Source organism: Pseudonocardia sp. ICBG162, assembly GCF_020496225.1.
GTDB lineage: Bacteria > Actinomycetota > Actinomycetes > Mycobacteriales > Pseudonocardiaceae > Pseudonocardia > Pseudonocardia alni.
This window is the reverse complement of the sequence record NZ_JAHLJD010000013.1, coordinates 224,589-238,952: the sequence shown is the minus strand read 5'-3', so window position 1 is coordinate 238,952 and position 14,364 is coordinate 224,589. Positions and strand designations below refer to the sequence as shown.

11 protein-coding genes and 1 pseudogene are annotated in these 14,364 nt (G+C 74.1%); 1 reads left to right on the top strand and 11 read right to left on the bottom strand.

Going from position 1 to position 14,364, the window contains the following annotated elements:
* Positions 1-49: 49 nt before the first annotated feature.
* A complete protein-coding gene (gene metK, locus KPL60_RS04445) occupies positions 50-1,252 on the bottom strand; it encodes a methionine adenosyltransferase (RefSeq protein WP_374228592.1) in 1,203 nt (400 codons plus the stop codon).
* Positions 1,253-1,599: 347 nt separating this feature from the next.
* Between metK and KPL60_RS04440 the strand changes: the two genes are divergently transcribed.
* Positions 1,600-2,142 carry an SH3 domain-containing protein gene (locus KPL60_RS04440; protein ID WP_226357331.1) on the top strand — a complete coding sequence of 181 codons (543 nt, stop codon included), beginning with the start codon at positions 1,600-1,602 and terminating at the stop codon, positions 2,140-2,142.
* Positions 2,143-2,217: 75 nt separating this feature from the next.
* Here the strand turns inward: KPL60_RS04440 and coaBC are convergent, their stop codons facing one another.
* From coaBC to pyrR, 10 genes and pseudogenes are all read right to left on the bottom strand, one after another.
* Positions 2,218-3,435, bottom strand: coding sequence for a bifunctional phosphopantothenoylcysteine decarboxylase/phosphopantothenate--cysteine ligase CoaBC (gene coaBC, locus KPL60_RS04435; protein WP_226357332.1), 1,218 nt, complete (start codon positions 3,433-3,435; stop codon positions 2,218-2,220).
* A gap of 9 nt (positions 3,436-3,444) precedes the next feature.
* A complete protein-coding gene (rpoZ, locus tag KPL60_RS04430) occupies positions 3,445-3,714 on the bottom strand; it encodes a DNA-directed RNA polymerase subunit omega (protein WP_020627644.1) in 270 nt (89 codons plus the stop codon).
* A gap of 38 nt (positions 3,715-3,752) precedes the next feature.
* Entirely contained in the window at positions 3,753-4,343 is a 591-nt protein-coding gene (gmk, locus tag KPL60_RS04425; protein WP_226357520.1) for a guanylate kinase, read from the bottom strand.
* A 17-nt stretch (positions 4,344-4,360) separates the two neighbouring features.
* Positions 4,361-4,702 (bottom strand): integration host factor, actinobacterial type, encoded by a 342-nt coding sequence (gene mihF, locus KPL60_RS04420; RefSeq protein WP_226364993.1) that lies wholly within the window; start codon positions 4,700-4,702, stop codon positions 4,361-4,363.
* Between the two features lie 507 nt (positions 4,703-5,209).
* A complete protein-coding gene (gene pyrF / locus KPL60_RS04415; protein ID WP_226357334.1) occupies positions 5,210-6,043 on the bottom strand; it encodes an orotidine-5'-phosphate decarboxylase in 834 nt (277 codons plus the stop codon).
* Positions 6,040-9,351: a carbamoyl-phosphate synthase large subunit gene (gene carB, locus KPL60_RS04410; RefSeq protein WP_226364992.1), complete on the bottom strand. Its 3,312-nt coding sequence runs from the start codon at positions 9,349-9,351 to the stop codon at positions 6,040-6,042. Before carB ends, pyrF begins: the two co-directional genes overlap by 4 nt.
* 716 nt (positions 9,352-10,067) lie before the next feature.
* Positions 10,068-11,162 (bottom strand): annotated as a pseudogene (gene carA / locus KPL60_RS04405) (glutamine-hydrolyzing carbamoyl-phosphate synthase small subunit); the annotation flags it as partial.
* Entirely contained in the window at positions 11,159-12,451 is a 1,293-nt protein-coding gene (locus tag KPL60_RS04400; protein WP_226364991.1) for a dihydroorotase, read from the bottom strand. The gene KPL60_RS04400 and the pseudogene carA, both read right to left, overlap by 4 nt.
* Positions 12,448-13,392 carry an aspartate carbamoyltransferase catalytic subunit gene (locus tag KPL60_RS04395; protein WP_226357337.1) on the bottom strand — a complete coding sequence of 315 codons (945 nt, stop codon included), beginning with the start codon at positions 13,390-13,392 and terminating at the stop codon, positions 12,448-12,450. The genes KPL60_RS04400 and KPL60_RS04395 overlap by 4 nt, the downstream gene beginning before the upstream one ends.
* Positions 13,389-13,982, bottom strand: coding sequence for a bifunctional pyr operon transcriptional regulator/uracil phosphoribosyltransferase PyrR (gene pyrR / locus KPL60_RS04390; protein ID WP_062395627.1), 594 nt, complete (start codon positions 13,980-13,982; stop codon positions 13,389-13,391). The genes KPL60_RS04395 and pyrR overlap by 4 nt, the downstream gene beginning before the upstream one ends.
* Between the last annotated feature and the right edge of the window lie 382 nt (positions 13,983-14,364).

Sequence of the window (14,364 nt, the reverse complement as noted above, 5' to 3'; positions counted from 1 at the left end):
CCGCCGACCGCACGGGGCGGTCGACGGCCACGGGGCACGTGCTCGGCGCTCAGCCGCCGACGACCGACTTCAGGGCGTCGGCGCGGGAGGTGTCCTCCCACGGCAGCTCGACGTCGGTGCGGCCGAAGTGGCCGTACGCGGCGGTCGGGCCGTAGATCGGGCGCAGCAGCTTCAGGTCGCGGATGATCGCGGCCGGGCGCAGGTCGAAGACCTCCTCGATGGCGGCCTGGATCCGCGCCGGGTCGACGTTCTCCGTGCCGAAGGTCTCCACGAACAGCCCGACCGGGGCGGCCTTGCCGATCGCGTAGGCGACCTGGACCTCGATCCGCCCGGCGAGCCCGGCGGCGACGGCGTTCTTGGCGACCCACCGCATGGCGTACGCGGCGGAGCGGTCGACCTTCGACGGGTCCTTGCCGGAGAAGGCGCCGCCACCGTGGCGGGCCATGCCGCCGTAGGTGTCGACGATGATCTTGCGGCCGGTGAGGCCCGCGTCACCCATCGGGCCGCCGAGCACGAAGCGGCCGGTCGGGTTGACCAGCAGCCGCGGCTGCGACGGGTCCCAGCCCAGCGCCTCCACCTCGGGGGTGACGACGTGCTTGAGGATGTCGGGGGCCAGCATGCCGTCGAGGTCGACGTCCGCGGCGTGCTGGGAGGACAGGACCACGGTGTCGAGGCGGACCGGCTTGTCGCCGTCGTACTCGATGGTGACCTGGGTCTTCCCGTCCGGGCGCAGGTAGGGCAGCGTGCCGTTCTTGCGGACCTCGGTCAGCCGGCGCGACAGGCGGTGCGCCAGCGCGATCGGCAGCGGCATCAGCTCGGGGGTGTCCTCGCAGGCGTAGCCGAACATCAGGCCCTGGTCGCCGGCGCCCTGCTTGGCGATCTCGTCCTCGGCGGACTCGACGCGCTTCTCGTAGGCGGTGTCGACGCCCTGGGCGATGTCGGGCGACTGCGCGCCGATCGCGACGTTGACGCCGCAGGAGGCGCCGTCGAAGCCCTTGGCGGAGGAGTCGTAGCCGATCTCGAGGATCTTGTCCCGGACCAGCTGCGGGATCTCGACGTAGGCGTTGGTGGTGACCTCACCGGCGACGTGCACCTGGCCGGTGGTCACCAGGGTCTCGACGGCCACCCGGCTGCTCGGGTCCTGCGCGAGCATCGCGTCGAGGATGGTGTCGCTGACCGCGTCACAGATCTTGTCGGGGTGGCCCTCGGTGACCGACTCGCTGGTGAACAGGCGACGGCTCGTGGTTGACACGCGCAGTTTCTCCATCCCGTTGGAAACGTTCTCCGCTCCGGCGCGACGACCCCGTCACGCTCGCTCGGACGCACGACCATGATCGCGAGCGCCCCTCGGCATGCAGAGTAGTCCAGACCAGCCGCCCGTACGGGAGTACCCACGACGGAACTCACACACGGAGCGTGACGGCGCGCCGAAATGACGCTACCCAGTGTCGCCGGATGGGGTGATTGACCCTCCGCTCACGAATCGAACGGGCGTCGGCTCGTTGGGCGGGACAACACCTCGCACGCCCCGCGGGGTCGCCCACGAACGGATCCGCACGGTGGCCTCCCCGGCCCCGGCGGCACGGAGGTTGTTCCACCATGAAGCCGAACTCGCGACGCGTCGCAGCCGTCCTCGGCGCACTGGCCGTGGCCGGCGTCACCACCACCGGGATCATCGCCGGCACCGCGTCGGCCGCCGGTACCGGCACCTGCACCCAGAGCGTCAACGTCCGCTCCGAGCCCGAGGCCGACGCGCCGATCGTCGGCGTGTGCGAGCGGGGTGAGTCCACCTCGACCGGGGAGACCCGGGACGGGTTCGTCGAGCTCCCCGAGTACGGCGGCTGGGCGATGACCCGGTACGTCTCGACCTCCGGCGCCGAGCGCTCCGGGTCCTCGGAGGACTCGCTGACCCCGAGCAGCACCGAGCGGTCGGCCCCGTCGACCTCGTCGCCGTCCACGTCGTCGGCGACGCCGTCGACCGCGAGCCCGCGCTCGACCTCCTCGGCGACGCCGTCCACGTCCTCGCCGCGGTCGACCTCGTCGGCCACGCCGTCCACGTCGGGTGAGGGGTCGGGCGAGGGGTCCGACTCCTCCTCCGACGAGGCGGCGCCGACCCGCAGCTCCTTCTTCGACGAGGACTGAGTCCGGTCGCACACGACGACGGGCCCGCACCGGGAGCTCTCCGGTGCGGGCCCGTCGTCGTGTGTGCGGGGGTGCTCAGCGCAGGCGCGGGGTGACCGCGTCCCAGATGCGGGAGGCGAGCAGCGCCTTGGAGCCGAACGGCAGCTCGTCCTCGCCGCCGTCGCGGGCGAGCAGCCAGCCGGCGTTGTCCGTGGTCTCGAAGGCCTTGCCGTCGCCGACCGCGTTCACCACCAGCAGGTCGCAGCCCTTGCGGGCGAGCTTGGCGCGGCCGTGGTGGAGCACGTCGCCGTCGGCGTCGCCGGTCTCGGCGGCGAACCCGACCACGACCTGGTCCGGCCGCGGCGGGTCGGCCACGAGCCCGGCGAGGATGTCGGGGTTCTGGGTCAGCCGCAGCGGCGCCGGCTCCGCGTCGCCGCGCTTGATCTTGTCGGCGGCGGTGTCGACCGGGCGGAAGTCCGCGACCGCGGCGGCCATCACCACGGCGTCCGCGTCGGCGGCGGCACCGCGGACGGCGGCCTCCATGGCGACGGCGGTCCCCGCGGCGACCACGTCCACCCCGGCCGGGGCGCCGAGGTCCGCGGTGTGCCCGGCGACGAGCGTCACCCGCGCGCCGCGCTGGGCGGCGACCCGGGCCAGCGCCCAGCCCTGCCGGCCCGAGGACCGGTTGCCGAGGAACCGGACCGGGTCGAGGTTCTCCCGGGTCCCGCCGGCGCTGACGACCACGTGGCGGCCCTCCAGGTCGCGCGGCAGCGCGTCCGGGCGCTCCAGCAGCAGCCGGGCCAGGTCGACGATCTCGGCCGGGTCGGGCAGCCGGCCCTTGCCGGTGTCCGCGCCGGTCAGCCGGCCCGCGGCGGGCTCGATCACCACGGTGCCGCGGGCGCGGAGCAGGGCGACGTTGTCGACCGTCGCGGGGTGCTCCCACATCTCGGTGTGCATCGCGGGCGCCAGCACCACCGGGCACCGGGCGGTCAGCAGCGCGGCGGTCAGCAGGTCGTCGGACCGGCCGTGCGCGAGGCGGGCCATGAGGTCCGCGGTCGCCGGGGCGACGACGACGAGGTCCGCGCCCTTGCCGAGGGCCACGTGGGGCACCTCGTGGACGTCGTGGAACACCCCGGTGGCGACGGGCCGGCCGGACAGGGCCTCGAACGTCGCGGCCCCGACGAACCGCAGCGCGGACTCGGTGGGGATCACCCGCACGGCATGGCCGGACTCGGTCAGGCGACGCAGCACCTCGGCGCTCTTGTAGGCGGCGATGCCGCCGGAGACGCCGAGGAGCACCTCGGGAGGAGCCATCGAGAGGTCTTACTCGCCCTCGGTGTGCTCGAGCATCCCCGCCTGGATCTCGCGCATCGCGATCGACAGCGGCTTCTCGCGCGGGCCCGGCTCGACGAGCGGGCCGACGTACTCGAGCAGGCCCTCACCGAGCTGGGAGTAGTAGTCGTTGATCTGCCGGGCGCGCTTGGCCGCGTAGATGACCAGCGCGTACTTCGAGCTGACCTGGCCGAGCAGGTCGTCGATCGGCGGGTAGGTGATGCCCTCGGGGGCGGTGGAGGTGCCGGTGGGCGTGCTCACGTGGTGGACTCCTGAAGAACGAGGGGGACCTGGGGCGCTCAGACGGCGCCGCGGTCGACCGCCAATGCTACCAACCGGCCGATCACGGCCTGCAGGTCGTCGTTGACGACCACCTCGTCGAACTCCCCCTGGGCGTCCATCTCCTCGATGGCGGTCCGCAGCCGGCGCTCGCGCTGCTCGGGGGTGTCGGTGCCGCGGTCGGTGAGCCGGCGGGCCAGCTCCTCCATCGACGGCGGCGCGACGAAGACGGTGACGGCCTCGGGCAGGACCCGTTTGACGGACCGGGCGCCCTGCAGGTCGACCTCGACCAGGACCGGACGGCCCCGGTCGAGGGCCTGCTCGACGGGCACCCGGGGCGTGCCGGAGCGCTGCAGGCCGCCGTGCACCTCGGCCCACTCGAGGAGCTCGCCGCGCTCGATGAGCGCGTCGAACTCCTCGCGGGACACGAAGCGGTAGTCACGGCCGTCCACCTCGCCCGGCCGCGCGGGCCGGGTCGTGGCGGACACGCTGAACAGCAGCTCCGGCAGCGCCTCGCGCAGTCCCGCGACCACGCTGCTCTTGCCCACCCCGGAGGGCCCGGCCAGCACGAGCAGCCGCCCGCGGGCGGGGCCGGTCCGGCCGGAGGACATGACGGAGGAGGTGTCGGTCACGGGACGCCCGGATCAGCTCGGGTAGCGCTCGGGTAGCGCTCGAGCAGCGCCTTGCGCTGACGGTCGCCCAGGCCACGCAGACGGCGGCTGGTCGCGATCTCCAGCTCCTCCATGATCTGCTGGGCGCGGACCTTGCCGACGTTCGGCAGGGCCTCGAGCAGCGCCGAGACCTTCATCTTGCCGAGGACCTCGTCGGTCTCGGCCTTCTTCAGCACCTCCTCGAGGGTGGTGCCGCCGCGCTTGAGGCGGTCCTTCAGCTCGGCCCGAATCCGGCGCGCGGCCGCGGCCTTCTCCAGCGCTGCGGCGCGCTGTTCCTCGGTCAGCTGGGGAAGGGCCACGGTTGGTTCCTCCGTACTTTCCTGTGTCGTTCTCGTCGTTCTCGCCGCCGTGATCCCGGCTCGCGCCGGGGTGTCGCGTCAGCGATCGGGTGGTGGGTCGCACCGACCCGTCCGGGGGACGTCCCCGGCGTCGTCATTCGAACGTACCCACGACCTCCACGGAAGCGTCAATGGGGGTCCCACCTCCGGTTTCGGCCATCAGGAGGTGATCAACGGCACCCTGTTCGAACCACAACAGGGGTGCCATCCGGCTCCCCCGTACGGCGGGTCGGCGCAGTGCTGCCCGCCGGACGGGGCAGCCGGCCCGCCGCCGGACGCGCCCGATCGACGTCCCGGTGCGCCCGGGGGCGTCCGGCGGGTGGAGCGGACCGCCCGGCGCGCGTCCGGCGCAGCCGGGCCGCCACCGGGCCCGCGTCGCCCGGACTCCATGATCGCGACGCGTGAGGGGTCGGTGCCGGATCCGGCACCGACCCCTCACGGGAGACGATCACCCGGCCCGGCGGCCGCTCAGTGCGACCCGGCGGCCGTGGCGGCCAGCTCCTCCCCGAGCAGGTGCGCCGCGTCCCGCAGGGCGACGGCGTCGGGGCCGGCCGCCAGCACACCGCGCGCCGACACCGGCAGGACCGGGCCCGCGGTGCCCGCGAACCGCGACACCACGTCGGCCGGGCTCGCGCCCTGGGCACCGAGCCCGGGCACCAGCACCGGGCCGTTCAGCGCGGTCAGGTCCAGGCCGTGCTCGTGGGTGCCGCCGACGACGACCCCCACCGCGCCGCGGGGCCGCGCACCGGCGTTGCGGGCGGCGGCGTCGTCGACCATCCGCTGGGCGACGCTCACCCCGTCCGCCGTCGTGGCGCACTGCACCGCGGCACCGTCCGGGTTGGACGTGCGGGCCAGCACGAACACCCCGCGCCCGGCCTCGTCGGCGGCGGTCAGCGCCGGCTCCAGCGACCCGAACCCCAGGTAGGGCGACAGCGTGAGCGCGTCCGCCCCGAGCGGCGCGCCGACGCGCAGGTAGGCGTCGGCGTAGCCGTCCATGGTGGAGCCGATGTCGCCGCGCTTGGCGTCGAGCAGGGTCAGCGTGCCCGAGCCCGCGAACCCGGCGAGCAGCCGCTCCAGCACCGCGACGCCCGCCGAGCCGTGCCGCTCGAAGAACGCCGCCTGCGGCTTCACCACCGATACCGCCCCGGCGAACGCCGCGTGGCAGCGGTCGGCGAACGCGGCGAGGCCGTCGGCGTCGTCGGTGAGGTCCCAGGCCGCCAGCAGCGCCGGGTGCGGGTCGATCCCGACGCACAGCGGCCCGTGGGCGGCGACGGCCCCGTCGAGCCGGGCGGCGAAGCTCACGCCTTCGCCTTCAGCGCCGCGTGCGCCTGCTGCAGCGACCGCACGCCGAGCCCGCCCGAGGCGAGCGCCTCGATGCCCTGCACCGCGGCCGCGGTCCCCTGCACCGTGGTGATGCACGGCACCCCGCGCGACACCGCGGCGGCGCGGATCTCGTAGCCGTCGACGCGCGGACCGGGGTTCCCGACCGGGGTGTTGACGATCAGGTCGACGTCCCCGGCGAGGATGGTGTCGACGATCGTCGGGGTCTCCGGTCCGGAGCCCTCGCTGTGCTTGCGCACCACGGTGACGTCGATCCCGTTGCGGCGCAGCATCTCCGCGGTGCCCTCGGTGGCGAGGACCTGGAAGCCCATGTCGGCCAGGCGGCGGATCGGGAACACCATCGCCCGCTTGTCGCGGTCGGCGATGGACACGAACACCGTGCCCGAGGTCGGCAGCGACCCGTAGGCGGCGGCCTGCGACTTGGCGAACGCCGGGCCGAAGGCGGAGTCGAAGCCCATGACCTCGCCGGTGGACTTCATCTCCGGGCCGAGCAGCGGGTCGACGCCCTGGCCCGCGGTGTTGCGGAACCGGTTGAACGGCAGCACCGCCTCCTTGACCGCGACCGGGGAGTCGGCGGGCAGCGCGCCGCCGTCGCCGGTGGCCGGGAGCAGGCCCTCGCCGCGCAGGTCGGCGATGGTGGCGCCGAGCATGATCCGGGCGGCGGCCTTGGCCAGCGGCACCGACGTCGCCTTGGACACGAACGGCACCGTCCGCGACGCCCGCGGGTTGGCCTCCAGCACGTAGAGCACGTCGCCGTGCAGGGCGTACTGGACGTTGAGCAGCCCGCGCACGCCGACGCCGTGCGCGATGGCGGCGGTGGCCTCGCGGACCTTCGCCAGCACCGACGAGCCCAGCGTGATCGGCGGCAGGGTGCAGGAGGAGTCCCCGGAGTGGACCCCGGCCTCCTCGATGTGCTCCATCACGCCGCCGAGGTAGATCTCCTCGCCGTCGCACAGGGCGTCGACGTCGATCTCGATGGCGTCGTCGAGGAACTTGTCGACCAGCACCGGGCGGTCCGGGGAGATGGTGGTGGCGCGGGCGATGTAGCCGGCCAGGGTCGCCTCGTCGTAGACGATCTCCATGCCGCGCCCGCCGAGCACGTAGGACGGCCGCACGAGCACCGGGTAGCCGATCCGGGTCGCGATCCCCCGGGCCTGCTCGAAGGAGGTCGCCATGCCGAACTCCGGGGCGGGCAGGCCGGCCTTGCGCAGGACCTCGCCGAACGCGCCGCGGTCCTCGGCCAGGTCGATCGCGGCCGCGGAGGTCCCGACGACGGGCACCCCGGCGTCGGTGAGGCGCTGCGCGAGCCCCAGCGGGGTCTGCCCGCCGAGCTGCACGATGACGCCCGCGACGGTGCCGGAGGCCTGCTCGGCGTGCACGACCTCCAGGACGTCCTCGAAGGTCAGCGGCTCGAAGTAGAGGCGGTCGGCGGTGTCGTAGTCGGTGGACACCGTCTCCGGGTTGCAGTTGACCATGACGGTCTCGAACCCGGCGGCGCGCAGCGCCATGACCGCGTGCACGCAGGAGTAGTCGAACTCGATGCCCTGCCCGATGCGGTTCGGGCCGGAGCCGAGGATCAGGACCTTCGGCTTCTCGGTCTGCGGGGCGATCTCCGACTCGGCCGAGGGGTCGGTCTCGTAGGCCGAGTAGTGGTACGGCGTCCTCGCCGCGAACTCGGCGGCGCAGGTGTCGACGGTCTTGTAGACCGGCCGGATGCCGAGGCGGTGGCGCAGGGTGCGCACGCCGTCCTCGCCGGCGAACTCGGGGCGCACCGCGGCGAGCTGACGGTCGGACAGGCCGTAGCGCTTGGCCCGGCGCAGCAGGTCGGCGTCGAGGACGGGCGCGGCCTCGAGCTCGGCGCGGATCTCCCCCAGCAGCGCGATCTGGTCGACGAACCAGGGGTCGATGCCGGAGGTCTTGGCGACGTCGTCGACCGACTGGCCGCAGCGCAGCGCGCGCTCGACCTCGTAGATGCGGCCGTCGACCGGGACGGTGTACTCCGGCTCGCCCTCGGGGTCCGGGGCGGTCCAGAAGCCGGCCCGGGCCCGCTCCATCGAGCGCAGCGCCTTGCCCAGCGCCTCCGGGAACGAACGGCCCAGCGCCATCGCCTCGCCGACGGACTTCATGGTCGTCGTCAGCTCGGGGTCGGCGCCCGGGAACTTCTCGAACGCGAACCGCGGGATCTTGACCGCGACGTAGTCCAGCGACGGCTCGAACGCGGCGATGGTCTCGCCGGTGATGTCGTTGCGGATCTCGTCGAGGGTGTAGCCGACGGCCAGCTTCGCGGCGATCTTGGCGATCGGGAAGCCGGTGGCCTTCGACGCCAGCGCGGAGGACCGCGAGACGCGCGGGTTCATCTCGATCACGACCAGGCGCCCGGTCTCGGGGTGGATCGCGAACTGGATGTTGCAGCCGCCGGTGTCGACACCGACCGCGCGCAGCACGGCGATGCCGACGTCGCGCATGTGCTGGTACTCGCGGTCGGTCAGGGTCATCGCCGGGGCGACGGTGATCGAGTCACCGGTGTGCACGCCCATCGGGTCGATGTTCTCGATGGAGCAGATGACGACCACGTTGTCGTGGTGGTCGCGCATGAGCTCCAGCTCGTACTCCTTCCAGCCGAGCACCGACTCCTCGATGAGGACCTCGGTGACCGGGGAGGCGGCGAGCCCGGCGCCGGCGAGGCGCTCCAGGTCCTGCGCCGAGTGCGCCATGCCCGAGCCGAGCCCACCCATGGTGAACGACGGCCGGATGACCACGGGCAGGCCCAGCTCGTCGGCGGCGGAGCGGACCTCCTCCATGGAGTGGCAGACCCGGGAGCGGGGGACGTCACCGCCGACCCCGATCACGATGTCCTTGAACTTGAGCCGGTCCTCGCCGCGCTCGATGGCGTCGACGTCGGCGCCGATCAGCTCGACGCCGTGGCGCTCCAGGGCACCGTTCTCGTGCAGCGCGATCGCGGTGTTGAGCGCGGTCTGCCCGCCCAGGGTCGCGAGCATCGCGGTGACCGGGGTGCCGTTGTCGCGCTCGGCGATGATGACCTTCTCGACGAACTCCGGGGTGATCGGCTCGACGTAGGTGGCGTCGGCGAACTCCGGGTCGGTCATGATCGTCGCCGGGTTGGAGTTGACCAGCGAGACCCGGATGCCCTCGGCCTGCAGCACTCGGCACGCCTGGGTGCCGGAGTAGTCGAACTCGCAGGCCTGACCGATGACGATCGGCCCGGAGCCGATCACCATGACGTGGTCGATGTCGTCGCGGCGGGGCATCAGTGGTCCTCCTGCCGGGCCTGGTCGTGCCGGTCCGGGTGCTGCGGGGTGGATGGGGATCCGGTGGGCGGTGGCGGCCACGGGCGGTCGTCGACGGGCCGGGCGCGGCCGGACACCGGGTCGCCGCCCGGTGCCGGCTCCGCCGGGGTGCCCTCGGCGTCCGGGTCGGCGGTGGCGCCCGGGTGGGCGGGCGTACCGCCGTCGCGGCGCAGCGCGTCCTCGATGTCGGAGAACGGCGCCGTCAGCGGGTCCGGGGTGCCGGGGCGGCCCACGGCGGGCATCCGGCTGGTGGGCGGCTCGATCTCGTCGCGGCCGGTGGCCGGGGTCCCGGCCGGCGGGGTGACGGGCAGCCGGGTGGTGTGCTCGTCGGCGGCGTCCGGTCCGGCGTCGGCCCCGGTGTGCGGGCCCTCCGGGCTGCCCGGCTCGAACCCGCCCGCGGCCGGGGCCGGGGCCGGGGCCGGTGTCGGCGAGGGCGCGGGCGGGGTGGGCCGCAGGTCGACCGACGGGGCCGCGGTCGCCGACGGCGGCGTGGCCGGGTCGGGCTGGGCGGTCATCGCCGGCGCGGGCGCCGCCCCGGTCCCGGACCCGGGCCGGGCCTCGGACCCGGGCTCGGGGGCCTCGGAACGGGCCTCGTCCTCGGGCCGCGGGTACGGCGCGGGCGCGGTGCCCTCGGGCCGCTGCCCGGCGACACCGGCGTAGCCGACCGGGTACTCGGTCATGAGCGCCACGAAGCGGTCGAACAGGTCCGACGCGTCGTGCGGGCCCGCGGCGGCCTCCGGGTGGTACTGCACGGAGAATGCCGGGAAGTCGAGCCCGGCCATGCCCTCGACGCAGCCGTCGTTGGGGCAGGTGTGGGTGATCTGCGCGCGGCCGTAGGGGGTGTCGAACTCCTCGCCCGCCTCGCCGGACACCGCGAAGCCGTGGTTCTGCGAGGTGATCGCGATCCGCCCGGTGGCGTGCTCGACGACCGGGATGTTGATGCCCCGGTGGCCGTAGCGCAGCTTGTAGGTGGACCGGCCGAGCGCGCGGCCGAGGATCTGGTTGCCGAAGCAGATCCCGAACAGCGGGATGCGCCGCTCCAGGACCTGCCGGGCGAGCGCGACCGGGCCGTCGGCGGTGGCCGGGTCACCCGGGCCGTTGGCCAGGAAGAAGCCGTCCGGGCGCAGCGACTCGACGGTCTCGATGGTGCTCGACGCGGGCAGGACGTGCACCTCGATGCCGCGGGCGGCCATCATCCGCGGGGTGTTGAACTTGATGCCGACGTCCAGGGCGGCGACGACGAAGCGCCGCTCCCCCACCGCGGGCACCACGTAGGTCTCGGCGGTGGTGACGGCGCCGTAGAGGTCGGCGCCCTCCATCTGCGGGGACTGCTTGACCCGCTCGACCAGCTCGTCGTCGGCGGCGAGGGCGGGGCCGGAGAAGATCCCGGCGCGCATGGCGCCCTGCTCGCGCAGGTGGCGCACCGCGGCGCGGGTGTCGATCCCGGCGATCCCGACGACCCCCTGGGCCCGCAGCGCGTCCTCCAGCGAGCCGGTGGCCCGCCAGTTCGACGCCCGCCGGGCGGGGTCGCGCACGACGTAGCCGGCGACCTGGATCGCCCGCGACTCGTCGTCCTCGTCGTTCCAGCCCGTGTTGCCGATCTGCGGTGCGGTCTGCAGCACGATCTGCCGGTGGTACGACGGGTCGGTCAGGGTCTCCTGGTAGCCGGTCATGCCGGTGGTGAACACGGCCTCACCGAGCGTCTCCCCGGTGGCGCCGTACGCCTGTCCGCGGAAGATCCGCCCGTCCTCGAGCACCAGTAGCGCGGTCACTGCACAACCTTCCCGTCCTGCGCGGTGATGCGTCCCCGCAGCACCGTCGCGACCACCGTTCCGGGCAGTCGCATTCCCTCGTACGGCGTGTTCGCCGCCTTGCTCGCCAGCTCCGCACCGCGGACCGTCCAGACCCCGTCCGGGTCGACCAGCGCGAACGTCGCCGGCTCCCCCTCCGCGATCGGACGGCCCTGGTCGGGCAGGTTCCCGATCTCCGCGGGGCGCTCCGACAGCACCCGCGCGACGCCGTGCCAGTCCAGCAGGCCCGGCTCCACCATCGTCTCGACCAGCACCGACAGGGCGGTCTGCAGGCCCAGCATGCCCGGCTTCGCGGCCTGCCACTCGGTGTCCTTGTACTGCGCGGCGTGCGGGGCGTGGTCGGTCGCGACGACGTCGATCACGCCCTCGGCCAGCGCCTCGCGCATCGCGCGGGTGTCGTCGGCGGTGCGCAGCGGCGGGTTGACCTTGTTCACCGGGTCGTAGCCGGTCAGCCGGGAGTCGGTGAGCAGCAGGTGGTGCGGGGTGACCTCGGCCGACACCCGCACGCCCTGGGCCTTGGCGGCGCGCAGCACGTCGATCGTGCGGGCGGTGGAGATGTGGCAGACGTGCAGCCGCGCGCCGGCCTCGCGGGCCAGCGCGCAGTCGCGGGCGACGATCGTCTCCTCCGCGGTGGCGGGCCACCCGGCGAGCCCGAGGCGCGCGGCGACGGCGCCCTCGTGCGCCTGGGCGCCGCCGGTGAGGCGGTGGTCCTCGGCGTGCTGGGCGATGACGACGTCGAGCGCGGAGGCGTACTCCAGCGCGCGGCGCATGATCAGCGGGTCGTTCACGCAGCGGCCGTCGTCGGAGAACATCCGCACCGCGGCGCGGGAGGCGGCCATCGTGCCGAGCTCGGCGAGCTTCTCGCCGCCGAGGCCGACGGTGACCGCACCGACCGGGTGCACGTCGACCAGCCCGATCTCCTCGCCGCGCCGGCGCACGTGCTCGACGACGACGTCGGAGTCGGCGACCGGGGTGGTGTTCGGCATCGCGAACACGGCGGTGAACCCGCCGAGCGCCGCGGCCCGGCTGCCGGTCTCGATGGTCTCGGACTCCTCGCCGCCGGGCTCGCGCAGGTGCACGTGCAGGTCGACGAAGCCGGGCAGCAGCACGGCGCCGTCGGCGTCGAGGGTCTCGGCGCCCTCGGGCGCGGTCAGGCCGGTGCCGATGGTGGCGACGACGCCGTCGGCGACGAGCACGTCGACCGGGTCCCCGCCGTAGGGCCGGGTGTTGCGGATCAGCAGGTCGGTCATTCGGGAGCTCCGGCGAGAAGGTGGTAGAGGACGGCCATCCGCACGTGCACGCCGTTGCGGACCTGGGCCAGGACGGCGGCGTTGGGGGCGTCGGCGACCGCGGGGGCGATCTCCATGCCGCGGATCATCGGGCCGGGGTGCAGGACGACCGCGTGGTCGGGCAGGAGCCTCGCGCGGTCCTCGGACAGCCCGAAGCGCACCGCGTACTCGCGCGCGGAGGGGAAGAAGCCGCCGTGCATCCGCTCGGACTGCACGCGCAGCATCATGACCGCGTCGAGCGCGGGCAGCTCGGCGTCCAGCTCGTGGGACACCCGGCACGGCCAGGACTCGACGCCGGTGGGCAGCAGCGTCGGCGGCGCGACGAGCACGACCTCGGCGCCGAGGGTCGCGAGCAGCAGCACGTTGGACCGGGCGACCCGGGAGTGCAGGACGTCGCCGACGATCCCGATCCGGCGCCCGGCGATGCCGCCGAGCCGGTCGCGCAGGGTCGCGGCGTCGAGCAGCGCCTGGGTGGGGTGCTCGTGGGTGCCGTCGCCGGCGTTGACGATCGCGGTGGGGGTGCCGGTGACCTCGCGGTCGGCGTCCACCCAGTGCGCGAGCCGGTGCGCCGACCCCGAGGCGGGGTGGCGCACGACCACGCAGTCCGCGCCCATCGAGGACAGGGTCAGCGCGGTGTCGCGCAGCGACTCCCCCTTGGAGACCGACGAGCCGGAGGCGGACACGTTCACGGTGTCGGCGCTCATCCACTTGCCGGCGATCTCGAACGACACCCGGGTGCGGGTGGAGTTCTCGTAGAACATCGTGATGACCGTGCGGCCGCGCAGCGTCGGCAGCTTGCGCACCTCGCGGCCGAGCAGCGCCTCGCGCAGCCGGTCGGAGGTGTCGAGCAGCGCGGTGGCCTCGGCGGCGTCGAGGTCGGCGACCGAGAGCAGGTGTCTCACCTGTCCCCCTCTCCCTGGGTGATCCAGACGCCGTCGCTGCCGTCGATCTCGGTCAGCGAGACCAGGATCTGCTCCGAGCGCGACGTCGGGACGTTCTTGCCGACGTAGTCGGCGCGGATCGGGAGCTCCCGGTGGCCGCGGTCGATCAGCACGGCGAGCTGCACCGCGCGCGGGCGGCCCTCGTCGCGCAGGGCGTCGAGCGCGGCGCGGGTGGTGCGCCCGGACATGAGGACGTCGTCGACGAGCACGACGAGCCGGTCGTCGACCCCGCCCTCGGGCACCGCGGTGGACTCCAGCGCGCGGGCCGGGCCGCGGCGCAGGTCGTCGCGGTAGAGGGTGGCGTCGACCGAGCCGACGGCCGGTGCGGCCCCGGCGAAGTCGGTGATCGCGGCGGCGAGCCGGTGGGCCAGGTGCACGCCGCGGGTGGGGACGCCCAGGAGCACGAGCCCGTCGGGGTTCTCGGCGCTGAAGGCGGTCTTCTCGATGATCTGGTGCGCGATGCGCGCGACGGTGCGGGTGACGTCGGCGGCGGACAGCAGTTCCCGTGCGGGCTGCTGCGCGTCGGCGTCCCCGCGGCGGTTCTGCGCCACGAGGTGGTCTCCTTCCCCGCCTCACCGGACGGGTCTTAAAGGACGGTCGTGCAAGAGCTGTGCGCCAACCTAGCAACCCGGCGGGTGTCCGCGCGGGCCCGCCGCAGCGCGTCACACCGCGAGCCGCGCCACAGCCGCGTCACTCGTTCGAGGTCACGTTCCCGTCACGATGCGCGATGGTCGACTGCGGACCGGTGCGACACCTTGCGATACCCGATTCTGCCCATGCGCACCCACAGGGGCGGGTGGTGGGATCGCGGACCCACACCCTGCGCTACCGCTGACGAGGGACGTGGACTGCCCCGTTCGTGTGGGAAACCGCTCGTCAACCCCCCGAGCAGGGGGTCGAACTTGACGGTGCCGGACCGGACCCGGAGGATTA

Coding starts and splice junctions, on each gene's coding strand:
- KPL60_RS04440 (WP_226357331.1), top strand. CDS start 1,600: ATGAAGCCGAACTCGCGACGCGTCGCAGCCGTCCTCGGCGCACTGGCC.
- coaBC (WP_226357332.1), bottom strand. CDS start 3,435: ATGGCTCCTCCCGAGGTGCTCCTCGGCGTCTCCGGCGGCATCGCCGCC.
- gmk (WP_226357520.1), bottom strand. CDS start 4,343: ATGTCCTCCGGCCGGACCGGCCCCGCCCGCGGGCGGCTGCTCGTGCTG.
- carB (WP_226364992.1), bottom strand. CDS start 9,351: ATGCCCCGCCGCGACGACATCGACCACGTCATGGTGATCGGCTCCGGG.
- KPL60_RS04400 (WP_226364991.1), bottom strand. CDS start 12,451: ATGACCGACCTGCTGATCCGCAACACCCGGCCCTACGGCGGGGACCCG.